Origin of the sequence: Paenibacillus sp. 2KB_22 (genome assembly GCF_052115745.1) — a bacterium.
In the GTDB taxonomy this organism is placed as follows: domain Bacteria; phylum Bacillota; class Bacilli; order Paenibacillales; family Paenibacillaceae; genus Paenibacillus.
This window is the reverse complement of record NZ_JBFRHG010000001.1, coordinates 291,788-316,455: the sequence shown is the minus strand read 5'-3', so window position 1 is coordinate 316,455 and position 24,668 is coordinate 291,788. Positions and strand designations below refer to the sequence as shown.

The window sequence follows — 24,668 nt, the reverse complement described above, 5'->3', positions numbered from 1 at the left end:
CACTTTCCAAATAAGCATAATAGAAAAAACGAAGGCATTTACCTTCGTTTTTTTCTGTTTGGATGAACTCCACCGACTAGTCACTCTTATAAAACTGAATTTATGTGACAATGATGAATCATGACATTTGGATGCCGCTAACCGTGGCGATACTCAAGTTCTGACAGACATAATCAACAAGTTCAGGGAAACCGATAAGTGAGCAACTACAGCCCAATGTCGATAAAAAAGTTGCGAAGCTTTGCAGCTTTGGATATGATTAATCAATTGATGATAAAGATAGTGAGGTAGAAAAAATGATCGCAAGAACAGAAGAAGATTTTAATGGTTTGAAGGAAATTGGCAAAATCGTCGGCTCTATAAGAGATGAATTGGTTCAAAAAACCATCCCAGGCGTAACAACTAAAGAACTTGATGATTTGGCAGGAGAGCTTTTTGAGAAAGCTGGCGCAGTGTCTGCTCCAAAAAGTGAATATAATTTCCCGGGATTTACTTGTATTAGTGTTAATGAAGAAGTGGCACATGGTATTCCGGGAGAGCGGGTTATTCAAGAAGGGGACATCGTGAATATTGATGTGTCTGGCTCCAAGAACAGCTATTTTGCAGATACGGGAATCTCGTTTGTCGTAGGCGAAGGTGAAGAAGTGTTAACGAAAATATGCGACGTTGTTAAACTGGCATTCGAAGCAGGACTTAAGAAAGCAAAACCGGGCTCCAAAAAAAGTGGTATCGGGAAAGCGGTATTCCAAACGGCCAGACAGCATGGATTAACGGTTATTAAAAACCTTACAGGACATGGTGTTGGACGTGCAATACACGAAGCACCTGACCACATCTACAATTATAATGATCCATCGGATGATGAATTGTTAAAAGAAGGCATGGTTATTGCATTCGAGCCATTTGTCTCAACTTCAGAAGAAGAAGTATTCCAGACCGGAGACGGCTGGACCTTTGCTACTAAAAACAGCCATGTAGCTCAAATTGAACATACGATTATTCTTACTAAAAATGGTCCAATTATTGTTACTCAATAAATTTGTGCAAACTGAAGTCGCTAAATTTTAGCGACTTTTTTTGTTTTATTGGTACGTTATAACAGATCGTAATATATACGTTTGCTTATTAATTTATGTTGAAATTATGGAAGGATTTAACGTATATTTAGGATCTGATCTTTATGATATAGACAGAGGTGATTGATTGAGCACATCCAAACAGCGCGTTCAATTCATTGATGGACTGCGCGGATTCAGTCTGGCCGGCATTGTGCTGGCGAATATGCTGGCTTTCCAATACGGAATATATGGCCAGAGTAAACCCCAACTATTCGGAATCGGGGGAGCAGACCAGGCTTTCCTTTCGTTCCTGATGATTACTGTGGTGGGAAGTTTTATGCCGATTTTTGCATTTATGTTTGGCTTCGGAATGATTAAGCTATCGGAAAGCTTAAAATCACGAGATTTACGACCAAAGTGTCATCTGGCACGCCGTTTTCTCCTACTGTTTGGAATCGGACTACTGCACATTATCTATCTGTGGGAAGGGGATATCCTGACGTTTTATGGCGTACTCGGTTTCTTCCTGCTCATGTTCCTTAATCGGAAGCCCAAGACGCTGCTTATTTGGGCGTCACTGCTACTCATCGGAGCGGGGATACTTGGTCTCCCGGCATCCAATCCGATGAACCCCCTGGCTGCTGAGTCCATTCATATGGAGAACTACATCATTCAAAGTCAGGATGTATACGGTAGCGGCACATACCAGGAAATCAGAGATTTTAGCAATAATGGCGATCCATTCGGTGGGGAGTTGGAGGTGTCATACGCCCTTTTAGCTCTGGTGTTAGCCCCACTCATGACGATACCGATGTTCCTGCTCGGCATGCATGCTGCCAGAATGGGGACGTTTAGCGATCCCCGGGCGATGCGACGTATCTATCTTCGCCGTGCCTCGTTATTGATTCCAATTGGCTTGATACTCAAAGCATACGGCGTATTGGCGCCACAATTCGGTGCAGAAGGTTGGCCGGGCATCGGTATCGGGGGAACACTGGGAGGAGCGTTACTTTCACTTGGATACATATACGCATTTGCAATGTTGTATGCGGGAAGACGTCGTTCAAGCCTAATGGGCAGGTTTGAGGCGGTCGGACGTCTCTCACTGACGAATTACCTGATGCAGAGCGTAATCTGTACGACAATTTTCTATGGATATGGCCTGGGACTGTTTGGAAGTGCTGGCGTGTTTATCGGATCTATGATTGCGCTTGTTGTCTACGGCGTTCAATTGTGTCTCAGTCCGCTATATCTTAAGAAATTTAGCCATGGGCCAGTCGAGTATGTTCTCCGGATTTGGACATATCTGTCCTGGAATGGGCAGCCAAGAAAGAAGAAAAGAACGAATTTAACTACGGATGAAAATGCACCCAGTGTCCAGTAAGCATACAAATTGTCATCGCGAAACGCTAAAGAAGCCCGTTCTGATAGAAGAAAAGGCTTCTTTATGCCTTAGCGATTCCTGCTGGTAATTTTGAGTGCTTATATTACCTTTATTTGTTATACTCACTGAAGAATAAGAAATGTCCCTATGTTTCCTATTAAGATTTAGTAGTTTTTATAGATTCAACATAGCAACTCCAATACATAAGCTAACTATTATAGTGCGGGCAGTGGTAAGGTAATGCGAAATGAAAAATGAAGCATGTACATTCAATTTTTTCCACTCAGACTTGAAAGGATCGTTATTGTGCTAAAAATAATTAATTTTCTTCTTTTTTTGCTGATCATTTGGGTAGTCATTTTTTATCCTTTTCGTTTTGTTTGGTTTGAAGGTGTAAAACAGATTCCCGCAGATCTTCATGGTGTTTATTTACTTTTCTTGTTCTTTGGATATCTGATCATTTCATCTGCTATGGGACTTATGCTTGGCAAGATGTTTTTCAAACGAAAAGAACAATAATGATGAATAAGAATAATCTGCCTTGATCCATGTATTCTCCAAAACAGGAGGCGATATATGAATACCATTCTCAAAGTTATAGAAAAACTAAAGTTAAATGTCTTACATTTTGAAGATGTTCCAGAGTCATTTAGTTCTGATGTATACAAACTTACTCTTGTCAGTGGAGAAAACGTATTTGTGAAAATCCCATTTAGTAAGGATAAACTATTCCGTGAATTTCAGATCCTCGAACAATTAAAGGGTGTAATACCTGTTCCAAAGGTATTGGACATTTGGTATGGGGATGAAAGTGCAACTGGAGCATTGCTCCTTTCAGCAATTGAAGGTATGCCTTGTACAGGAGAGATTGATGAGAAACTTTCTTATCAGATTGGCGTGTATCATGCTATGCTCCATGAGGTTAAAACCCCTGGGTATGGTTATCATGTAACCGATGGTTTTAAGTTCCTTGACCAAAATGATTGGAGATTACATATTAGAAGTAATTTTGAAAAGTGGAAAGAGCCCTGTCAAGAAATTCTTGACTCAGAATTGTATGAGAGATGTGTTCATCACTTTGATGGAGTTTTCTCTGCGTTACCGCATCCTGACGGACCATGCATTGTTCACATGGATTTTAGACCAGGTAATATATTGGTGAATGGTAACGAAGTTACTGGCATTATTGATTTTGAGAGTGCTCGTAGTGGTTCCTCGGAAATAGATTTCACAAAGGTTAATCGATATATCTGGAAAGTCAATCCGAGAACAAAGATACCGTTCATTAAAGGTTATCAATCGATTCGACCTATGGTGGCTCTGGAAAGAGTACTGCCATTTTACGATATGTACGATGCTTTCAGCGCAGTTGTTTGGTGTAAAAACAGAGGACTTGAAAAAAATCATGCGTTCCTTCAAGAGAATATTCTTATTCTAAGGAATTCGGTAGGTTTCTGAACAGGATAATAGAAGGGAGATTTGACTACGTATGAATGAACAAAGTACTAAAAATAAGGCAGCTTGGGAACATCGGGCATATGAATTTTGGAATAGACGAGATGGTTCTCCTAAGGAAAAAGCACAACAAATATTAGCTAATCCCCTTGCACAGCTTAAAAAACATAAGCCGTATTTTGAACAGATTGCCGGGAAAAGGATTGCTAACCTTTGTGGTTCAAACGGAAGAAAAGCAATCCCAATAGCATTGTTAGGGGCAGATGTAACCGTATTCGATATATCCGAGGAAAATAAAAAATATGCTCTAGAACTGGCAGATGCCGCCAATGTGTCTATTCAATATGTGGTTACTGATATTTATGATATAGATATAGAAAAGTATGGTGGTCATTTTGACATGTTATATTTGGAAGGCGGAATTTTACACTATTTCAATGACATTGAAAAATTCATGTCGCTACTGTTCTCGTTACTTAAGGATGATGGTGTAATGGTTCTGAGTGACTTTCATCCTTTAAGAAGATGTCTCGTTTCCTCTAATTCTCCAATCGAATACTCAATCCAAGCAAACTACTTTGACGAAGAATTACATAATGGCGATGTAGCATATAAACATTATTTCGATCAAGATGAACAACAGGACTTCCCAGATGTTTCGATTAGGCTGTATACCCTTAGCGAAATAATAAATTCCGTTATTACTACTGGCTTTAATATAAAGAAATTTGATGAGCACCGTGGTTGGGAAAATGAGAATATACCATGGGAATTTACAATTGTGGCTAATAAATAAACTAAAGTTTTGTTTCTAAGAAGGACCACTCATAGAGAATAAGTGAATCAGTACAAAGTTATAACGATATCTTTTTAGGTGAAATCCACAAGAGCAAGCTTTCAACTGACTTTTTCGTGCAGAAATTGCAAGGTATTCATTATTTATTTCCCATAAAATTACCTTGAAGGGAGGGAGTACGATGGATTGGTTGGATAGGATGAATGGCGCCATGGAATATATCGAAACAAATCTAGCGGACACTATTTCATTTGATGAGATAGCACAGCGAGCCTTTTGCTCTACCTATCATTTTCAAAGAATGTTTCCATTTATTACTGGCGTATCGTTATCGGAGTACATTCGACGTCGACGGTTGACATTGGCGGCATTTGAATTGCAGACAACAAGCACAAAGGTTATTGATGTAGCTATGAAATATGGATATGAATCGCCAGAGGCGTTTGCACGGGCCTTTAAGAATCTTCATGGTATTATGCCTACATCTGCTCGCGATACAGGCGTTTCGCTAAAAGCCTATCCTCGAATGTCCTTTCATATTTCAATAAAAGGGGATGTCGAAATGAATTACCGTATTGAGCAAAGAGATTCTTTTGAGATGTTTGGAGTATATGGAATTATAAATGCAGACCAGAAAACAGCGTTCGCTGAAGTACCTCAATTCCGTATAAAATGTGATGATGATGGCAGCGTTGATCATATGAATGACTTACTGGGACGTTTTGGTGATACCATGTTACATGCCGCCCTTTATGATCACACGAAAGAATCTTTTAAATACATGATCTGTTATCATGTACCTAAGGGGCTTGAAATTCCGGAGAGATTCACAAAACTTACTGTCCCACCATTAACGTGGGCGGTTTTCCCAGAGCCGCAGTGTGATATGCAAAAATTATGGCAACGAATCTATTCTGAGTGGTTTCCAACATCTGAATACGAACAGGTTGAGGGCCCTACTTTCGAAATGTATTATGGAATGGCACGACATGGGAATGTTTCAGGTGAGATCTGGATACCCGTGAAGAAAAAGTAACGCTTTTATATGAGCGAAATGCAGAGGTTAACGAAGAAGACAACGGAAAAATTAAGATTATAATATAGGTCATCCCCACAAAGGATGGCCTTATAACTTGCCGTTACAGACCGCGACTAGAACCTTATCACCAATAGTTATAGGGGAGATTGTCCGATTAATTTATCTTGAGGGGGTTTAGCATGAATATTAAAATACGAGAAATTATATCTGATGATTATGCTGAAGTTGTTTTTTTATGGGACGATGTGCTTGGAATGAGCAATGTTAATATTGCAAACTTTCGAGTGACTATGGAAGATATGAATAAGGCCGGGAATTACAAAACATTTGTCGCACTAATAGATAATGATGTCGTCGGTTTTGTAACTATGGTACAGTCACTATCTGTAGGAGTCCCAATAGGTTATCTACATATTCAAGGTCTTGCTGTTAAAAGAACTGTTCAAAACAGGGGAATCGGTACAAAACTACTAAGACAAACTGAAAATTATGCCAAAGAACGAGGAATATCAAGTATTATTTTATGTAGTGGAATGAAGCGAACCGATGCCCATGCTTTTTATGAACATAACGGCTATGACAGAGATTCATATTGCTTTGATAAGATGTTCGACCTAACTCAAGGTTAAAAGGTACTAAAAAGGCCCAACTCACTCTGTAATCACAAGAGTAGGATGTTGGGCTTTTTCGGTACTGTATTGAACATATCAGTTAAATAACCTATTCAACCAAAGTCATTGATGGATCATATTTCTGCGGTACTGGTAGGGCGTAACTCCGTATTCCACTTTGAACAACTGGATAAAATATTGATTTTTTTTGTAACCGACCATTTGCGCGATATCGTGGACACGGAGTTCCGAATCTTGAAGCAGTTGAGAAGCTTTCTCCAGCCTCTTCCTGGAAATGTAGTTTGACACATTTTCGCCCGTCTCCTGTTTAAACAGTTTGGAAAAGTAGACCGGATGGAGATGTGCAACTTTGCCCAGTTCATCCAGGCTAAGTCCATGTGACAGATGGTCTTCGATATACGTTTGCACTTTGTCGATGATGGTTTGAATGGACATCTGTTTGTTGTTTCGGATTCGACTGACCCGATCCATGAGAGTTGACGATAGTTCATCAGGATGCTGTAAGTGGTTAAATATCCAATCCACGGTCTCAGAGGTATCACGATCCTTATCCGTCAGATATACATATCGAATGGTCTCCATGAGATAGATTATTTTTTGCTTTCGGAGACGGATATGATCATATTTTTTAATGATATTTCCGGCTGACTCCCAATCACCGCATGATGGGGAATGGCTGAATATGCCAGTGAAGTCTTCTGAGTTTACATCCTCATTCAGGAAGAACCTGTAGAATATCTGTCGGGTCATATTTCGATCAGTCAACAAAAATGGAGGAGAGACGACCGATCGCTCCAGTTTGATAGTCAGTTCTCCAGCAGCTTCTTCCGGAATAAAAGCAATCAGTCGGGTTCCAGCAGCCCATACGAAACGATCCAATTTGTCTCCGACAGCATATTTTATAAGGCTTTCATGTTCTTGTGTGAAACCCTTCAGCTTGAGAAAGAAAAAATGGCGTCCCGCTAATAATTTTGTATAAGCCTCATACTCCTTACTTAATGTCTCGTTATGACCAAGCAGCGATAGCAGAAACTCCAATCCATTGAAGTTCTCCCATGCGATAGATTGAGCGGGCCGTGTCTTTGTAATATGCGTGATGGCCTTGGACATGGCTTTCTCCACATCATCTTTGTCGACAGGTTTGAGCAGGTAGTCGAGTGCACCCAGGCGAATCCCTTGTTGTGCATATTCAAACTCGGAGTAACCGGAGAGGAAGATCACTTTGGTTGACAAGCCATGTTGGTGGATATGTTGAAGCAGATCAATACCAGAGACTTCAGGCATTCGGATGTCAGTAATCAGAATATCGATGTGGTTTAGAGTCAGTATGTCCCTTGCTTCAATCGAATTGGTCATCGTCTCGATCTGATCTATACCGAAGGTGTTCCAATCGAGCAAGTGCTTCATGTACTCCACGACATAATGTCCGTCATCCACAATTAATAAACGCATTAGATTTCTCCTTTCACCTCGGGAATACGAATGAACAGTAGGACGGACAAGCCACCCCAATCATTGGTGGTAAAATGTAACCCGCTGAGTTCGCCGTACGTATTTTTCAGACGTTGATTTACATTCCAGAGCCCTACGCCTTTAATTCCTTCAGGCGGGGTATCACTCTCGAGCCGAGCCTCCAGGCTGCGGATATCATCCAGCGAAAGACCTTTCCCATCATCGGAGACCTTGATTGTTATCGCAGCCTCTGTCTGTTTGACATCAATCGTCACCCGATGGGCACCTTGTTGTGCTTCAATTCCATGTTGAATCGCATTTTCAACCACGGGCTGGATAATCAGCGGCATGAGGGAAAGGGAGGCCAGCTCTGGCGGAAGATTAATGCTGTACTCCATTTTTTTACTGAGCGCCATAATAATCAGGAAATGTTCCGCAAACTGAAGCTCGCTTTCTAGCGTGACTTCATGCCGATCCAACTTGGTTAGATAACGATAATATTCAGCTAGATGTTTGCTCATGCGCATGACCGAATCAGGTGAAAACTGGGCCACCGACATGATGAAAAACAAACTGTTGTACAAAAAATGAGGATTGATCTGAGCCTGGAGTTGTTGAAGTTCCGCACTTCGTCTGAGTTCCGTTTCGGTCTTCAGGGATACGAACAGATCCTGGATCTCGGTAACCATATGATTAAAACTTCTAAACAGGCTGTAAAACTCTCTATCCGTATTTTCGGTAATACGCGTGTTATGATTGCCTTGTTCGACCTGTGAAAACTTTCTCTCCAGCAAACGGATATTACGGTAATAGTTCCGGTAAAACGTAAAGATCACAACCAAACCAAGCGTAAAAACAGCTAAAATACTGGCAAAGAAAACTCTGCGATTGCGGTCAAGCGGCTGCAGGAAATCATTCGTCTGTGTATATGTAATCAGGTAGGCGTCGATTGATTCAATATATCGGGAAAGAACATAGTAATCGTCCGAATTGGTGTGATAATCATATTTTAAAGTGACCTCCGGCTGTGGAGAAACCATATCGGTAACCGCTTTCAAAAGTTCATTATCGACTTCTTTTTCACTCCATAACTGATCAGCGTTAAACAGAAATAGAGCGTTCGAGCTGTCATTGTTTACAGCCTTTTTCAGCAGATTTTTCAAATAATCGGTATTCAGCTTTACACCAACGACGTACTGAGTCGGTTCATTTTGTCCAGATTTTTGGATGTAAGGATAGAGGGCAAAGTAATACAAGCTATTGCCGATGATTTGCCATCCCCGCCCATGAACCTCCTTAAATGGAAGCCTTGCCTCCGGCGTATTGTTCGTGGACAGAAACGTTTCTTCAGACTTCCAGTAGATGCCAATGGACTCGATGGAGCGACTGGATAGAAGCGTTTGTCGCAAGCGATCAACGATATCGTTTTTCTTCATTTGGGAATCGTAATTGCTCAGCTCGATAACATGCCTCTGATAAAACCGGACATCACTGTCAGCTGCATACTGAACCCCATACATATTTGCCTCGTACATAACTCCGTCAAGAATGCCTTTCACATAATCAAGCTGGTTTTTGGAAGCGCCAATCAGATTTTCTTCCAGTGTCTTGGAACTCAATCGATTCATTACGAAAAACAAACTCAACGTTAGCAACAGAAAAAAAACAAAGAAATAGATGAATCGTTTCATATACATTTTTCTGATCATATGTGGTTCCTTTCATATCACCAAACGTAGCAGTTCAAACTCCAGATCGGATTAACCTTAATATAAGCCAAACCTTTGAAAAGCGGAAGGGCAGCATCGGCGATATATGAAAGCGGTTTTAAATTGCTTCAGGTCGGGGTGATGATCTTGAAATTTTGGCATTTTGGAATGAAAGCGCTTTTGTTAAGCTTATCTTCAAGGATCGCTTTCGAAAAAGCCATCATAGAGGAGGTATGCAACATTAACGAAACTGTGCCCGCCAGATCCCTCAAAAAAACAAAAGCAAAAATTCCCCAGCGATCTTCATTAAAAAAGGAACTTAAGAAAAGCTGGCCTTTGTACGTACTGTGTATTCCCGCTTTTGTGTTTGTCTGCATCTTTTCTTATGGCCCGATGGTAGGTTTGCTCATGGCATTTCAGGACTACAAACCATGGCTTGGCATCGGAGGTTCCCGGTGGATCGGATTAGATAATTTCGAACGAATTTTTCAGTACAAAGAAGCCACACAAGCGATCGTGAATACGCTAATTATCGCCGTTTCCAAAATTATTGTTGGCATTATCGTTCCGATCGTCATGGCCATTCTGCTGAGCGAGATCCGAAATATGGGCATTAAGAAAAGTGTACAGACACTAGTGTATCTGCCGCATTTCTTGTCCTGGGTTACTGTGGCAGGATTGATGATCGACATTCTCGGATTAGACGGAGGAATCAATCACATCTTGACCCGAATTTTCGGAAACGATCCCATTTACTTCTTGGGTGATCCTGATCTGTTTCGATTCACGGTTGTAATCAGCGACGTGTGGAAGAGCTTTGGCTTCGGCATGATTGTTTATCTGGCTACCATTGCCGGGATCAATCCTTCTTATTACGAAGCGGCAGAGATTGACGGGGCCACACGCCGGCAGCAAATTCGATACGTCACTTTGCCAAGCATGTTGCCCATGATCATCGTCATTTCTACGCTGAGTCTAGGCAATATTCTGGACGCAGGCTTTGATCAAGTATTCAATCTGTACAACCCGCTTGTCTACAGTACAGGAGATATCATTGATACCTATGTCTACCGTTCATCCTTGTTAAACGGGCAATACGGGTTCGGGACCGCTGTCGGACTATTCAAATCGGGAATCAGCTTAATTTTGATCGTTGTCTCCTACAGGCTGGCCTATAAATATGCCAATTACAAAATATTCTAACAAGGAGGGAGAGGGATCATGTACCATAAGACGACAGGCTATAGAGTATTCTCATATTTTAATTACGCGTTCATGATACTGGCTGGTCTGGCGTGTTTTCTACCACTGCTTCATCTATTGGCACAATCGCTCAGCAGCAAAGCGGCCATTAGCGGGAATATGGTGTCATTTTGGCCAGTCGGATTCAACGTGGATGCCTATGTAAAAACGTTCAACAACTCCAATTTCAATGGTGCCATGCTGACATCCATTACTCGAACCGTGTTGGGTACGAGCATCAGCATGTTTATCCTTACCTGTGCAGGATATGCCCTGTCGAAGGAATTCCGAGGACGCAACGTGCTCATGTGGTTTTTTATCTTTACCATGCTCTTCTCGGGGGGATTGATACCTTCTTACATATTGATCACAGCCCTCGGATTAAAGGATACGATATGGGCGCTTGTGTTACCGGGTGCTTTCGGTGCTTATAACCTGATTCTTCTCGTCAATTTTTTCAAAACGATTCCGAAAGCCTTGGAAGAAGCAGCCTTCATTGATGGAGCGTCCTTCTTCGTCATCCTCAGCAAAATATATTTACCATTATCCCTTCCTGGCATAGCGACCGTATCCTTGTTCATTATGGTGGGGCACTGGAACTCCTGGTTTGACGGGATTTTGTACATGTCGGATGCGAGCAAGTATCCGCTGGCTTCGTTCCTACAGACCGTTGTCGTGCAGAGCAACATGCAGAACATGGCGATGAGCCAGTCCGAGGTGGCAGCCATGTCGGAGCAAAGTATCAAGGCAGCTCAGATTTTTGTCAGCACGCTCCCGATCATTTTGGTTTATCCTTTTTTGCAGCGTTATTTCGTGAAGGGAATCGTACTGGGAGCCGTCAAAGAATAGTTAGGATGACGAAAATGGATCACTATATATTCAACTAAACATTTACACGAGAACGTAGAGGACAGAAAGAACCTGAAGAAGCGGAGCGTTCGCCTTTATTACCAGAATTTTACCTTTGTAAAAGTAAATCAAAAAATTCTGGGAATAACAGCGATCGGAAGGTTGTTCTGTCATCGGAGTGCCAGTGTAAATATTCAATTTAAACTTATATAGAAAACAAATTGAGTTAGAGTAAAGGGGACATGAATCCATGAAGAATAGAAATGATTTGTGGAAAATGGTGAGTATGGTTATGCTCTCGGCCATGCTTGTGGCTGGCTGTAGCCAAGGGGAGAGTGTTTCCGAGACCGCACCGGCATCGGTACTCAAAGACGGAAAATATGATCCGTCATTTACGATCACCATCGCCAAACAACAGGATGAAAATGCTGGAAAGTATATCAATGGGGAGACCTTGAATGACAATGTCTTGACCCGTTGGGGTGAACAAAATCTGGGCATCAAGATCCAAACCACCCTGCTGGGAGGGGATGCTTCCCAGTATAATACCAAGCTGCGGCTGGCGTTGACGGGTTCGGAAAAACTGCCAGACGTTCTGCCCGTCTATGATACCATGCTGGTCAATGATCTGATCGAGTCGGGGCAGGTCAAGGAGATTACGGAAGACATCTCCACTTACATGCCTGAACGGATTAAAGAAATATACAAACAATACCCGACCACCTTCAATCCAGTGGTTAGGGACGGCAAAGTGTACGGGATGGCCATCGCGCCTAATCTGACGGAAGGCGAAGTCATGTTGATCCGTCAGGACTGGTTGGACCAATTGAATTTGAAAGCGCCAACAACGATTGAGGAGTTTGAGCAAGTCATCGCGGCGTTCAGCAATGAGGACCCGGATGGGAACGGCAAGAAAGACACATATGGCTTTACATTTTCGGGTAAAGATTCCTACAACACGGGCTGGGTCAGCGATCCGGTCATGATTTTCAGCACATACACGGGTAAAAATCTTCCAAGGCAATGGCATAACGATAACGGCAAACTCACCTATGGATCTGTGGCTGCTGGCAACAAAGAGGCACTTGCCAAGTTACGCGACTGGTATGCAAAAGGGTACTTGAACAAAGAATTGGCCACGCAAGGGGCTTGGGACGCACTGTCCGATTTTACGGAGGGGAAAGCCGGCATCATCATTGGTCGTCCTTGGCTGTACGACAGTGTGAAGGACGTGGAGAAAAATGTTGAGGGTGCAAAAATTAGTGCTTATCCGACCATTCAAGGCGTCAACGGTGATAAGACCTATCAGTCGGCCCAATTGAACGATGGTGTGTTCATGTTTAACAAGGATTTTCAGAACATGGAAGCCTTCTTCCTGTACTACGATAAAATGTACGACGCAGCGTTCAGCACGGGAGATTTCAAATACGGCTATGCTCAGGGATACGATTACGATATCGTCAACGACGAAGTGACTTTTGATCCAACGAAATTTAATAAGCCATTAGAGGCTATACAAGGCGTTGGGAAAATGGCATTCACCAAAAATACACCGAGTGTTGATGGTCCCGGCCAATCGTACTATGATCTGGCGAATGGAGTTAAAGCCGACACAGGTGTCCTCATTCAAAGCGCTTCAAAGGACCAAACGACCCAAGACGGATACCGAATTTCATATGAGAACAAGGATGTTTTGCTGCCCAATGCGTTTAATGGTCCACCAACACCAACGATGCAAAATGTATGGGAACAGTTGACCACCATGGAACAAGAGACTTTCACCAAAATTATATATGGCAATGAACCGCTTGAGGCATTTGATACCTTTGTTACACAGTGGCACGAAAAAGGCGGAGACACGGTTATAGAAGAAGTTAACGATTGGTACAACCAAGCCAGCGAGACAGATGTCATGACATTGATGAATTTGAAATAAAGTCAAGTTTCACCTGGACCAGCCTTCCGGCAACAGGGAGGTTGGTTTCCTAAACAAAGGAGATGATGAAACATGATCAAAGGTAAATCGTGGATGGCTATTGTTATTGCATTGATGTTGTTAACAGTTCATTTATCCTCCTCAGCTCAAAGCGTTCAAGCTGCTGCTGGTGAAGAGACCAAGATTGCTGCAACACTGTTTGTATTGAAGAATGAATCCGACGTATCCAATGCCAAAATCCATTGGGCACCTGTATCGGGGGCGACTGCATACGAGTTGTACAGATCCGAGAACAATGCGCCATATACGCTAATACAGACCTTAACAGGTATAACGACAGATGATTACGAGCTCAACTTGGGTAAAACGTACAAATATCAAGTGAAGGCATATGGCGGGACTTCCTTGTTAACCTCTGCGATCTCGCCAGAATACACCCCTTACAGTCTTCCAGAAAACCTCACAACTTTTGATAACACAACGCAATCCACTCTGATGCTCCCGAATGAACTTAAAGTGGGGGATACCTACTATAGGTTTAACTTTGTACAAAAGTCATCAGGCGGTTTTGGCGAAATGATTCAACAGACGTCAACGGATGACATCACATACGGTAACGACAAAGTGGTCCTTTCCTACACGGATCATCCCGATCTGGCGAATTCTAAATTTGAAGGGATTAACATCCTGTACCATGCGCCTACGAACAAATTTGTTTTTTGGGCTCACTATGAAAACAGTACAGACTACACGCTTGCCAGAGTATCGGTGGCTTCGGCCACGCCTGGAGAAGACTTTACATTTCACAAAAGCTTTCGGCCGGAAGGGAAGCAATCCCGGGATATCTCCATTTTCAAAGATGATGATGATTCGGCGTATCTGATCTCTACGGCCAATAATAATTCGGACACCATCTTATATAAGTTAACCTCCGATTGGTTGGATGTAGATCATCAAGTTTCAGTTATTTATCAAAATCAACATAGGGAACTGCCCAAAATGATAAAAAAAGATGGCATTTATTATTTGTTCTCTTCCCAAGCGGCAGGTTGGTACCCGAGTATACCTTTGTATTCATCAGCAACAAGCATAGACGGAGATTGGTCTGAATTACGGACGATTGGTAACACGTCAACCTTCTCGGCGCAGTCGGGTTCCGTTATGCGGGTGAAGCCAAACACGGGTGACAACGTCGTTATGGTTGCGTATCGCTGGATGTTCGGCTGGGCAGGTACGCAAAATGGAACAACAGAGGAACGATTGCTTCCCGTGTGGTTCTCCGATGGTTATGCATTTTATGATTATTTTGATCAAGTCCTGTACAACACAAGCGATGATTCTATAGTTCCAGTCCAAAATGGAAAACTGCTGTCGCAAGGTAAACCGGCAACAGCGCAAACAGCTACCGGAACGAACCCGGCAAGTTATGCTAATGATGGTAACTATCAAACTGAATGGGTGGGCACAGGCAGTTCCTGGCCACATTGGTGGAAGGTCGATCTTGGCTCCGTTCAACAATTGAGTAATGTGCAGATCTCTTGGTGGATGCAAAAAGGCTCTGAAGGATTTTACAAATATAAAATAGAGACCAGCGTGGATAATGTAAACTGGACCGTGGCGTTGGATCGAACCAATAATACATCTTATGGCTTCACCTCAGATGCTCTATCGAACACTACCGCCAGGTACGTACGGATTAATATGTTAAATGCGACGCTCCATAACAACCCTAACAACTGGTACACCCCAAGGCTGTGGGAAGTGAAGGTATTTGGATCGGGCACCAATTAACGATGTTCTCAAAAGAAGAGAAGAGAGGTAACAGTGTGACTAATCAATTAACCAATGGTGGCATCTGGAATGATTCAAGCGGTCAGCCGATCCACGCCCATGGTGGACATATGTTATTCCATGACGATTATTATTACTGGTATGGCGAAGATCGAAGAGACGATATATATGTGAGTTGTTATCGTTCCAAGGATCTATTCAACTGGGAGTTTAGGAACCATATCATTACGATCTCTACTCCAGTGGCATCCATTCGAGTTCGGACGAATCTGAGATTAATGAGTGACAAAGGAGGGAAGGTAAATCTCGAACGGCCTAAAGTGCTGTTCAACGCGGTGACCAAGAAGTTCGTACTTTGGGTTCACTATGAAAATGGTGATAATTATAACGATGCTGCATGCGCCATCGCCACCTCGGATTATCCGGATAGCCATTTTGTTTATCATGGCAGCTTTAATCCCTATGGGTATATGTCGCGTGACTGCACACTCTTTCAGGACGATGACGGGACGGCATATTTTATTTCGGCTGCAAGAGACAATGCGGACCTTCATATCTATCGACTACAGGAAGATTATCTTAATGTGGAACGTCTTGTCGGAACGTTGTGGCAGGGGGAGTATCGGGAGGCGCCAGCCGTATTCAAGCGGAACGGAAAGTATTATATGCTGAGTTCATTTTGCACCGGTTGGGAACCCAATCAAGGGAAGTACGCGATAGCTGATACGATGGATGGTCCATGGGGAATGCTCAGCGATTTTGGGGATGAAACAACGTATCGAACCCAGCCAGCGTTTGTACTGAAGCGATCCGAGCAGGAGTACCTGTACTTTGCGGATCGCTGGAACGGATCGGACTACTTTCAGTCCAGCTATGTGGTACTGCCCATTGAGTTCAATGGGGACATTCCCATTCTAAAGGATTATGCCACGTTATCTTTGCGAGAGGAAGCACATCTGATTCATTTTGAACGATAATTTGAACGATAAAACGACTGATGAGAAAAGACTTTGATCCTACGAAAATGTAGGTTCAAAGTCTTTTTGCATGAATTTTATAATTTCAAATCGATTGAATAGCGATCGTGAAGTACGGATAAATGGTGGAGCTCATGTCCAGCCATAACATATGCTATCGATCGAGCTGAAGCAGGATTATCATTGACGATTCCTCTACAGAGCCAAGCTTCCGGTGTGAGGCGACGAAGCATCAGAATGGTAGAGCGGCGTGTGACGGCATATTCTTCATTCAAATCAGCCATGGTATATGCATTGAAGGGGGCGCTCTGCATAAGCACGTCCTGATCGTAACCGGGATGATTCGTTTTGTCGCCTCTGGCGATACGAAGCAATCGGCTGCTCATAATGCGTTCGTTATCCAAAAGGTGGCCCATGACCTCTTTCACGCTCCATTTACCTTCGGCATAACGATAATTGGCTTGCTCCTCTGTTAATGAAGAGAGCAAATTTTGTACGATGTTGGCCTGCTGCTCCAGCCTTTCGATGATGTTGCCATCAGGAACAAGCTGGATGTACCCTTCATAATAAGCTGCATACTCCTCTGTAGTTGGTCTTTCAACCATGGTAATGCCTCCTTTGGAATTCAAATCTATGAATTATATTCTAGCATATATCTTACAGCATGAAATTAGCCCTCCGCTTTATGAGCGGAAGGGCCTTCTCATGTGTTTTGAGCTGTTTTGTATCATTTGGTTGTACCACTTCTAATCCGCATGTCGTATCCCTTTATTTTGGACAAACTTCTCCAATACCTCAAAATCCTCCGTCACTTTTTTGAACGGCAAGGTCTCCAACACTTGTTCCCGGTAACTCTTTTTTGCCGCTGCGCTGAGACGAGAATCAAGTATGCTGAGTATACCAAGGTCAGTTTCACTACGTATTAAACGTCCCGTTCCTTGACGTAATCGGAGAAGCATATCCGGTACAAACACATCCATAAATGGATTCTCCGTTACGGATGCCTTATATTCATAAACAGGGTCTGAAGGAACTGGGAAGGGCAGACGGAAAATAATGACCTGTGACAGGTCAGAGCCCTCGATATTCACACCTTCCCAGAATACACCGGTACCCAGGAGTACTCCTTTGCTTTTTCTGAATTCGGCGATGACACTATCTTGGGAAGATCCCTCTTTTTGAACATGGACTGCCCATGTATTTTCATTACCCCTTGAAATCAATTTCTTGTGAATGTACTTCATGTCTTCTTTTGCCGAAAAAAGGACGATCGTTCTTCCCTGAGTTAAATTACAGAGTTGAATCAATTCCTTATAAGCTGCTTCAATATAGTTTGCACGCTGGTCATGGTGGTAATATGGAACGTTGTTCGAGATGTACATCATGGCATGATTGGTGTAGTCAAAAGGGGAGGATTTGCGATCCATGAACTCCCCTCTGTAACCGAGGGAATGTGTCAAATATGAGTATTGTTCCTCCAGTGTATCTCCGCCTTGGCACAACGTCGCCGACGTTAGGATTACAGGCACCTTGTCATTAAATAAAGCGTATTTCAGAAATTGGCTTATATCTTTGGGACAGATGCTGATCGTGGCTACACCTAGGGGACTGCTCGCCCATAAGAGATAGTTGTCTTCTGTTTCAGCCAAGACATGGATGAGTGTAATGAGCCCGTTGATGGCTTCAAAAGCATCATCTATTTCCCGCTCGTGGCGGGAGGTCAAAATGGAAAGGCGTAGACTGAAATCTTTCAGATTACTCAACGCTTGGTTCAACGCTATTCCTTTGATCTCCGACACTTTGATTCGGTCGTTATCCTGCTTGGCATGGTGGAGCAGATCCACATTTACCTGTTTGAATATATGCTGGGCACATTTTTTAATAAAATTGGATTGTGAAAAGAGCCCCTTATCCCCGGACTGCTTCGTGAGTAGCTGCACCGTGGTATCCAGAACGCGGCAGATTCCCCGGTAAGTGAACTCCAGAGTTCTGGCGTCTCGAACTTTTGCTTCCAGATTATGCGCTTCATCAATGACGATCAGAGCAGGCTGTTCCGAGATGATGCTCTTCGTTCCTTCTTTTTTCTTCATCAAATCCCGTATGAGCAGATCCTGGTTCACGATAATAAAATCAATCTCGTGAGCTTTTGCATTCAATTTTGCTCTCATATCATAAAACAAACATGCATTTTTATGCTGGCAACGTTCAAATTTGCAATCATTCACGGAAACGTGGGACCATTCGGCATCACTTACTCCAGCTTTAATATCAGCTCGCTCATCAATCTCATAATCTAATATGCTCTGGGCAAGAGGAGACACGGAGGCGTTGGGATCATCAGACCTGATCCATTCCGCTGCCCTGCTTCGGCAAGCATACTGACCCATGCCTTTCCCCACAACGGAACGAACCGTTGAGAATCCCAACCGACTGCCAATGATCCTTAAATCTTTATGTATCTGTTCCGAAAGCTGAATGGAGGATGTAGCTATAATGACAGGTTTCTGAGACATTTGATTCGTGAGCAGACTTGGTATCAGGTACGCAAAAGACTTACCGATTCCGACACCAGCTTCAATCATGGCATGATGTCCATGGATATAAGCATCGGCGATATCGAGAGACATTTCTTGCTGTCCGATCCGCTCTCTAAGGCCGATTCGGGGGAACCGGTCATATATTCGGAAGATCGCGTTAACCAAAGAACTTTCGATTTCCTTTTGCGGTTCCCGTTGATTTACTTTATAGAGTTCATTTAACCAATTCATAACGATCGCCCCTCTTCCGAATGATGATCTTCTTGTACTGCATTTTGGAGACGATGTACTTCACAATGGAGTGATCACGGCATTTTTTAATCTGGATACGCCTTCCTGTAATTGTTCATCTGACAAATGTGCAAAAGATAAATAGATCCCATACTTCGTACCATCAGATGTTGAACTGTTGACTTCTGAGTATACCACACCTTGTAACCTAGCCGATGCCCGAAAGGCCTCATAAGTGGTCACACTACCTCGCCACCAGCCAAACACGTGCAGACCTGCTTCATTCTCTACCCAATCAAACCACGTAGAGAGCTGCTGGTTCAACAGTTTGAGTAAGAGATGGAATTTACGACTGTACAGACGATTCATCCTGCGCAGATGCCGCTCATATTGACCGCTTGTCATAAATGCAGCTAATGCCCGTTGTTCGATCAGGTTGACAGGTCTTGGCTCGTATAATGCCTGCGCCTTTCTAAAGGTGTCTGCCAAGGTAGGGGGAAGAACCACATACCCAAGTCGTACTTCTAAAGGTAAGGTTTTTGTGAAGCTGCCAAGGTAGATAACACGACCTGCTTTATCAAGTGTTTTTAGCGGTTCAACATGCATTCCCCGATATCGGAATTCACTATCATAATCATCTTCGACAATCATGGCATCATGTCGATGTGCCCAGTCCAGCAAGGTTTGTCTGCGCTCAAGGCTGAGCATTTCGCCAGTAGGAAATTGTCGTGACGGCGTGACAAACAACATGCGAGCTTCCCAGTCTTGGGGTACAACTCCCTGACCATCAAGATTGGCTTCAATCAACTTTGCACCTGCAGCCCAAATAGCTTGAGATATCCCCACATAACAAGGACTCTCTGTCACTACATAATCCCCCGGATCTGCAAGTAATTGAGTGAGTAGAGCTATGGCTTGCATGGATCCTGCAGTCACGGCAATATGATCCGGATCGACTTGAATTCCCCGCATTCTCCGAAGATAGGCAGCGATGGCTTCTCTCAATCTCGGCTCACCTGTTGAACTCACCATAGCTGAGGTTGTTTCTAAGTGATGCTCACGCTGCCTTATCTCTGCATACAATCGATTATTCCATTCATCGTAAGGAAACTTGGAGAAATCAGGTTGGTATTTGCTAAAGTCGATCACTTCGTCGCTCTCCATACTGGAACTATTGGTGTGTGCATTTCTTTGAATCGTCTGCTGTCCCAACTGCTGAATACGATTCCCCCAGGCTGATAAGTGATGGGTACACGTTTTCTCGGTGGACGCATCATTGTTCAAATCCAACTGATACGCGACAAAGGTTCCTCTTCCATGCTCTGAAAGAATGTAACCTTGCGCAGTCAACGTATCATACACTTGATTCACGGTTCCCCGGGAAATGTGATACGTCGCAGCTAACTCTCTGGTCGAGGGTAACTTCTCACCATATATTAGATTGCCTTCATGAATAGCATCACGAATCGCATGATAAAGAGCCTTCATCTTGGTATATTTTCGGTTTAAGTATGAACTGTAAGCTACATGAAATTGCATATGCCCTCCAGAGTTATAATTGAAGTGGTACAATAAAAATCAAAATTATTGGATCTTTTTATATGACCATTCTCATTCTATACTAAATCATAGTTTAGAGCGATGCCTTTATTGAAAATCACCCAAAAGTTAATAGGAGGACTACAATTATGCAAACAGGTACAGATCGTGTAAAAAGAGGAATGGCTGAGATGCAAAAAGGTGGCGTCATCATGGACGTTATGAACGCTGAGCAAGCTAAAATCGCTGAGGCGGCAGGTGCAACAGCAGTTATGGCTCTTGAGCGGGTACCTTCTGATATTCGCGCAGCCGGCGGTGTAGCTCGTATGGCAGATCCAACGATCGTTGAAGAAGTTATGAAAGTTGTGTCTATTCCAGTTATGGCCAAAGCACGTATCGGTCATTACATAGAAGCCAAAGTGCTTGAATCGCTGGGTGTGGACTATCTCGATGAAAGTGAAGTTCTCACGCCTGCAGACGAAGTGTTCCATATTGATAAACATGAGTTCACTGTACCATTTGTATGTGGAGCCAAAGATTTGGGAGAGGCTCTTCGCCGTATTGGCGAGGGAGCATCAATGATTCGTACAAAAGGCGAGCCAGGAACGGGCAACATTGTAGAGGCAGTTCGTCATATGCGCCTAATTAACAGCCAGCTTCGCAAAGTGCAAAACATGTCCAAGGACGAGCTGTATGCTGAAGCCAAAAACCTGGGTGTAGCTTATGAGTTACTCCGCGAAATCCATGAAAATGGCAAACTTCCTGTCGTTAACTTTGCAGCAGGCGGTGTAGCTACTCCGGCGGATGCAGCACTAATGATGCACCTTGGAGCAGATGGTGTGTTTGTAGGATCAGGTATTTTCAAATCAGATAACCCTGAGAAATTCGCTCGTGCCATCGTTGAAGCTACAACACATTACACGGATTACAAACTGATTGCCGAAGTATCCAAAAACTTGGGTGCCCCTATGAAAGGGATCGAAATTTCTAAGTTGGCTCCAGAAGAGCGCATGTCCAACCGCGGTTGGTAAGATAGCAGGGCATCTGGTTGAATAGGTAGCTTGAACATTTATAAAGAAGAGCCGATCCATTGAACTTAATGGATCGGCTTTTTTGTTATTTTTGAAGGGAAATGGTAAATGCAGAGAGAGATACATACTCAAACTTGAACAAATTCAACTTCAGTTCGAAGGTAAATCAAGGCGGACGTATAGCAGTTCATCGTGTGTTATCAGCACAAAGTTACGCTCACCAGTATAGTTTGTCTTTTTTCTGCAAAAAACAAAGCTTGTCACTCTTGATGTAACGGAAGCCGCACTGCCCAGCTTGTTGATATCTTCAAAATGCTGTGCCTATAATAAGCGGTATGAAGGAAGGTGCGGACAATTCGCTATCTATACGAGTTTATTCAACATCAGGACGATCTGCCTATGAAACTCTTCGTGAACTCGGTGAAGCATATTGATTTCCATTGGCATAAGGAAGTGGAAGTTGTATATGTTCTTCATGGTTCAATCATCATGTATCTGGATCAGCAGCAATATACACTGCATGAAGATGATGTGATCGTGGTTAACAGTATGTCAGTCCACAAGATCGAACGAACCAATCAGGACAACGTGTTATTGACACTGCAATTCGGTCCTGAGTTGATGAACAATAATGCGTTTATCTCCTGTAACTCTGCCTTAAATGTGGAGCAGGACGCTTCCTGGCTGCATAGCATTAAACAATATCTTGCGCAGATGGTATGGGAGATCAACAAAAAAACACCGGGTTATCAAAATTTCACTATGGGCAGATTACAGATGTTATGCGGCTGCCTGCAGAGGTATTTTTCCAGTGGAACAAATTCCGCATTGGAAAACGGCAGCAGGGATTATGACTATAAAAGACTGAACAGGGTCCTCACATGTATTGATTTACACTACAATGAGAAGATTACGCTGCAGGATATGGCCGATTCCGAACATTTAAGTTTGCATTATTTCTCCCACTTCTTTACCGACAAAATCGGGATACCTTTCCAAAAGTATTTGACGCTCATTCGTTTGGAGAAGGCTCAGGCTCAGCTGGCAGCAAACGATAAAAATATTTCGGAGATCGCACTGGATTGCGGATTTGCGAATGTGAAGCTGTTTAACAAATACTTCAAGGAAAAGTACGGCTGCACGCCCGGTTCCTATCGGGAAGCTTCGCGTACTCCGGAACCCCATCAGTTGAATGTGAATCGCAAGCCCAAAACGTATCAGGAATCTTCAAGCGGAGATTATTACGAGATGGAAACGTTGAATGCGATAGGCTCACTGTATCGATATCTGGATGCTAAGGTAGACGCCGATCATGACACGCTTCCTGTACCGTCTACACATCTGTCAGACCAAACTAGCATTGAAATTCGTGCGGATCAGACATCGTCTGTCTATGAAAAGCACTGGAATATGACCATGACGGCAGGGAGAGCCATTGAGGGTTTGCGTGAAGATTGGCGAAAACAGTTCTCCGCGCTGAAAGGGAAAATACCTTTTCAAAATATTCGGTTTCACGGCATCTTCAATGACGAGATGATGGTGTACAGCGAGAACGAGCAGGGCATGCCCCTCTATAACTGGTCTTATGTGGACAAGTTGTATGATTTCCTGCTGGATCAGGGCGTTCGGCCATTTGTGGAATTAAGCTTTATGCCGAGCCAGCTGGCGAGATCCAAAGAAACGCTGTTTTGGTGGAGGGGCAATATCAGCCCGCCATCCTCCCCTGCCAAGTGGCAGGCGCTTGTTGGCGAATTTGTTCGCCATTGTTTAAATCGTTATGGGGCGGATGAAGTGAGACGGTGGTATTTCGAAGTATGGAACGAGCCCGACCTGGCTGGTGTTTGTTGGGCAGGAAGCAAGGAAGAATACTTTGCGTTTTACGAATCGACCGTTCATGCCATCAAATCGATTTTGCCGGAACTGAAGGTAGGGGGTCCAGCTATGGGTTACGGATCTCTCTGGAACGATACCTGGGCTGAGGAATTTTTGTCTTATTGCAGCAAGCGGGAAGTGGCTCTCGACTTTTTTTCATTCCACATCTATTCGGAGTATCCCAAGCTCAAAGTTGAAGATGATCGTTTAACCCAAATCATGCATCCTGCTTTTTATAAAGAGAGTATTGAGCTTATGCATCAAAAAATGAATGCGTCATCGTACGCTCATGTTGAACTTCATGTCACCGAGTGGAACTTTTCGCTGTATGATCGAAACTTGCTGCACGATACCATGTTCATGGCTCCATTTGTCATTTACCACACCATGAACACGCTCGGTGACGTGAAAGCGATGGCTTTCTGGTCCTTTACCGATGTATTCGAAGAAAGTATCGTTCCCTCTTCTCCTTTCTACGGAGGTTTTGGCCTGATGAACCGCGATGGGCTGAAGAAACCCAGCTATTATGCATTTGAACTTATGCAAAAGCTTGGGGATGAGCTGCTCGTCAAGGGAGACGGGTATGTCGCAACCCGAAAAAGGGATGGAAGCATGCAGTTTTTGTTCTATAACTATGTGCATGTAGACCGGCTGTTTGCAAGTGGAGATTGGTCGGAATTATCCAGCTCAACCCGCTATGACGTATTTGAGGAAAAAGGCAGCAAAGCTTATGAACTTACCCTGAGCAATCTCGAGGGACTTTATAAATGCACCAGTTATCAATTGGACCGGGAGCATGGATCGGTATTTGATGAGTGGATCCGCATGGGATCGCCCTATTCCTTGACGGAAGAAGAAATCTTCTTTTTAAACGGGAGGAGCGGCCCGGTGATGGAGACAGAGATGATAAGGGATGAATGTTGGCGCAAGGAATTGGTGCTCCCTCCTCATGGCGTGATGTTACTCATTTTGGACAGACAATATTAGAAAAAAGTGCTTTTAAGACATCCTTTCAGTATTGAAGGGATGTTTTTTGTTGTTTATTTCTTGTTCAGGCTGGCAAGCTAGAACTGTAGCGATCGATTGGGCAAAAAACGATCCATGATGCGGCAAGTTCCAACAAGAAAGCGTTAACATA

Annotated in this window: 18 protein-coding genes; 13 read left to right on the top strand and 5 right to left on the bottom strand. The window is 43.3% G+C overall.

Annotated features, from left to right (window positions below):
• Positions 1-296 precede the first annotated feature (296 nt).
• The 6 genes from map (at position 297) to AB4111_RS01285 (ending at position 6,361) form a co-directional block, all read left to right on the top strand.
• Entirely contained in the window at positions 297-1,037 is a 741-nt protein-coding gene (gene map, locus AB4111_RS01310) for a type I methionyl aminopeptidase (protein WP_442029797.1), read from the top strand.
• A gap of 166 nt (positions 1,038-1,203) precedes the next feature.
• On the top strand, positions 1,204-2,442 hold the full coding sequence (locus AB4111_RS01305; RefSeq protein WP_442029795.1) for a DUF418 domain-containing protein: 1,239 nt from the start codon (positions 1,204-1,206) through the stop codon (positions 2,440-2,442).
• Between the two features lie 576 nt (positions 2,443-3,018).
• The gene (locus AB4111_RS01300) at positions 3,019-3,900 is read left to right on the top strand and encodes a phosphotransferase family protein (RefSeq protein ID WP_442029793.1); all 882 of its coding nucleotides are present in this window, start codon (positions 3,019-3,021) and stop codon (positions 3,898-3,900) included.
• 31 nt (positions 3,901-3,931) lie between these two features.
• Positions 3,932-4,693, top strand: coding sequence for a class I SAM-dependent methyltransferase (locus AB4111_RS01295; RefSeq protein ID WP_442029791.1), 762 nt, complete (start codon positions 3,932-3,934; stop codon positions 4,691-4,693).
• A gap of 181 nt (positions 4,694-4,874) precedes the next feature.
• Positions 4,875-5,729: an AraC family transcriptional regulator gene (locus AB4111_RS01290; protein ID WP_442029789.1), complete on the top strand. Its 855-nt coding sequence runs from the start codon at positions 4,875-4,877 to the stop codon at positions 5,727-5,729.
• A gap of 182 nt (positions 5,730-5,911) precedes the next feature.
• Positions 5,912-6,361 (top strand): GNAT family N-acetyltransferase, encoded by a 450-nt coding sequence (locus AB4111_RS01285; RefSeq protein WP_442029787.1) that lies wholly within the window; start codon positions 5,912-5,914, stop codon positions 6,359-6,361.
• 105 nt (positions 6,362-6,466) lie between these two features.
• On the opposite strand, the gene AB4111_RS01280 is transcribed toward AB4111_RS01285, so the two are convergent.
• Together AB4111_RS01280 and AB4111_RS01275 are read right to left on the bottom strand one after the other, a co-directional pair.
• Positions 6,467-7,816, bottom strand: a complete 1,350-nt coding sequence (locus tag AB4111_RS01280; protein ID WP_442029785.1) for a response regulator transcription factor — start codon at positions 7,814-7,816, stop codon at positions 6,467-6,469.
• Positions 7,816-9,525, bottom strand: a complete 1,710-nt coding sequence (locus AB4111_RS01275; protein ID WP_442029783.1) for a sensor histidine kinase — start codon at positions 9,523-9,525, stop codon at positions 7,816-7,818. Before AB4111_RS01275 ends, AB4111_RS01280 begins: the two co-directional genes overlap by 1 nt.
• 408 nt (positions 9,526-9,933) lie before the next feature.
• Between AB4111_RS01275 and AB4111_RS01270 the strand changes: the two genes are divergently transcribed.
• The 5 genes from AB4111_RS01270 (at position 9,934) to AB4111_RS01250 (ending at position 16,320) form a co-directional block, all read left to right on the top strand.
• Positions 9,934-10,728, top strand: coding sequence for an ABC transporter permease (locus tag AB4111_RS01270; RefSeq protein WP_253435891.1), 795 nt, complete (start codon positions 9,934-9,936; stop codon positions 10,726-10,728).
• Between the two features lie 18 nt (positions 10,729-10,746).
• Positions 10,747-11,616, top strand: a complete 870-nt coding sequence (locus tag AB4111_RS01265; RefSeq protein WP_442029780.1) for a carbohydrate ABC transporter permease — start codon at positions 10,747-10,749, stop codon at positions 11,614-11,616.
• Positions 11,617-11,866: 250 nt separating this feature from the next.
• Positions 11,867-13,552 (top strand): hypothetical protein, encoded by a 1,686-nt coding sequence (locus tag AB4111_RS01260; protein ID WP_442029778.1) that lies wholly within the window; start codon positions 11,867-11,869, stop codon positions 13,550-13,552.
• A 72-nt stretch (positions 13,553-13,624) separates the two neighbouring features.
• On the top strand, positions 13,625-15,343 hold the full coding sequence (locus tag AB4111_RS01255; protein ID WP_442029776.1) for a discoidin domain-containing protein: 1,719 nt from the start codon (positions 13,625-13,627) through the stop codon (positions 15,341-15,343).
• Positions 15,344-15,378: 35 nt separating this feature from the next.
• Entirely contained in the window at positions 15,379-16,320 is a 942-nt protein-coding gene (locus AB4111_RS01250; RefSeq protein ID WP_442029774.1) for a family 43 glycosylhydrolase, read from the top strand.
• A gap of 77 nt (positions 16,321-16,397) precedes the next feature.
• Here AB4111_RS01250 and AB4111_RS01245 read toward each other — a convergent pair whose 3' ends face one another.
• From AB4111_RS01245 to pdxR, 3 genes are all read right to left on the bottom strand, one after another.
• Positions 16,398-16,925: a DinB family protein gene (locus AB4111_RS01245; protein ID WP_442029772.1), complete on the bottom strand. Its 528-nt coding sequence runs from the start codon at positions 16,923-16,925 to the stop codon at positions 16,398-16,400.
• Positions 16,926-17,066: 141 nt separating this feature from the next.
• Positions 17,067-19,088 carry an ATP-dependent DNA helicase gene (locus AB4111_RS01240; RefSeq protein ID WP_442029770.1) on the bottom strand — a complete coding sequence of 674 codons (2,022 nt, stop codon included), beginning with the start codon at positions 19,086-19,088 and terminating at the stop codon, positions 17,067-17,069.
• Between the two features lie 60 nt (positions 19,089-19,148).
• Positions 19,149-20,627, bottom strand: coding sequence for a MocR-like pyridoxine biosynthesis transcription factor PdxR (pdxR, locus tag AB4111_RS01235; RefSeq protein WP_442029768.1), 1,479 nt, complete (start codon positions 20,625-20,627; stop codon positions 19,149-19,151).
• Between the two features lie 146 nt (positions 20,628-20,773).
• Between pdxR and pdxS the strand changes: the two genes are divergently transcribed.
• Together pdxS and AB4111_RS01225 are read left to right on the top strand one after the other, a co-directional pair.
• Positions 20,774-21,658, top strand: a complete 885-nt coding sequence (gene pdxS / locus AB4111_RS01230) for a pyridoxal 5'-phosphate synthase lyase subunit PdxS (protein ID WP_253442583.1) — start codon at positions 20,774-20,776, stop codon at positions 21,656-21,658.
• A gap of 399 nt (positions 21,659-22,057) precedes the next feature.
• Positions 22,058-24,517 carry a GH39 family glycosyl hydrolase gene (locus tag AB4111_RS01225; protein WP_442029766.1) on the top strand — a complete coding sequence of 820 codons (2,460 nt, stop codon included), beginning with the start codon at positions 22,058-22,060 and terminating at the stop codon, positions 24,515-24,517.
• Positions 24,518-24,668 lie beyond the last annotated feature (151 nt).

Bases quoted from the DNA above. Each gene is read 5' to 3' on its own strand.
- AB4111_RS01290 (WP_442029789.1), top strand. From the start codon at position 4,875: ATGGATTGGTTGGATAGGATGAATGGCGCCATGGAATATATCGAAACA.
- AB4111_RS01300 (WP_442029793.1), top strand. From the start codon at position 3,019: ATGAATACCATTCTCAAAGTTATAGAAAAACTAAAGTTAAATGTCTTA.
- AB4111_RS01245 (WP_442029772.1), bottom strand. From the start codon at position 16,925: ATGGTTGAAAGACCAACTACAGAGGAGTATGCAGCTTATTATGAAGGG.
- map (WP_442029797.1), top strand. From the start codon at position 297: ATGATCGCAAGAACAGAAGAAGATTTTAATGGTTTGAAGGAAATTGGC.
- AB4111_RS01225 (WP_442029766.1), top strand. From the start codon at position 22,058: ATGAAACTCTTCGTGAACTCGGTGAAGCATATTGATTTCCATTGGCAT.
- AB4111_RS01240 (WP_442029770.1), bottom strand. From the start codon at position 19,088: ATGAATTGGTTAAATGAACTCTATAAAGTAAATCAACGGGAACCGCAA.
- AB4111_RS01255 (WP_442029776.1), top strand. From the start codon at position 13,625: ATGATCAAAGGTAAATCGTGGATGGCTATTGTTATTGCATTGATGTTG.
- AB4111_RS01265 (WP_442029780.1), top strand. From the start codon at position 10,747: ATGTACCATAAGACGACAGGCTATAGAGTATTCTCATATTTTAATTAC.
- AB4111_RS01260 (WP_442029778.1), top strand. From the start codon at position 11,867: ATGAAGAATAGAAATGATTTGTGGAAAATGGTGAGTATGGTTATGCTC.
- AB4111_RS01270 (WP_253435891.1), top strand. From the start codon at position 9,934: ATGGCATTTCAGGACTACAAACCATGGCTTGGCATCGGAGGTTCCCGG.
- AB4111_RS01275 (WP_442029783.1), bottom strand. From the start codon at position 9,525: ATGATCAGAAAAATGTATATGAAACGATTCATCTATTTCTTTGTTTTT.
- AB4111_RS01295 (WP_442029791.1), top strand. From the start codon at position 3,932: ATGAATGAACAAAGTACTAAAAATAAGGCAGCTTGGGAACATCGGGCA.
- pdxR (WP_442029768.1), bottom strand. From the start codon at position 20,627: ATGCAATTTCATGTAGCTTACAGTTCATACTTAAACCGAAAATATACC.
- AB4111_RS01280 (WP_442029785.1), bottom strand. From the start codon at position 7,816: ATGCGTTTATTAATTGTGGATGACGGACATTATGTCGTGGAGTACATG.
- AB4111_RS01285 (WP_442029787.1), top strand. From the start codon at position 5,912: ATGAATATTAAAATACGAGAAATTATATCTGATGATTATGCTGAAGTT.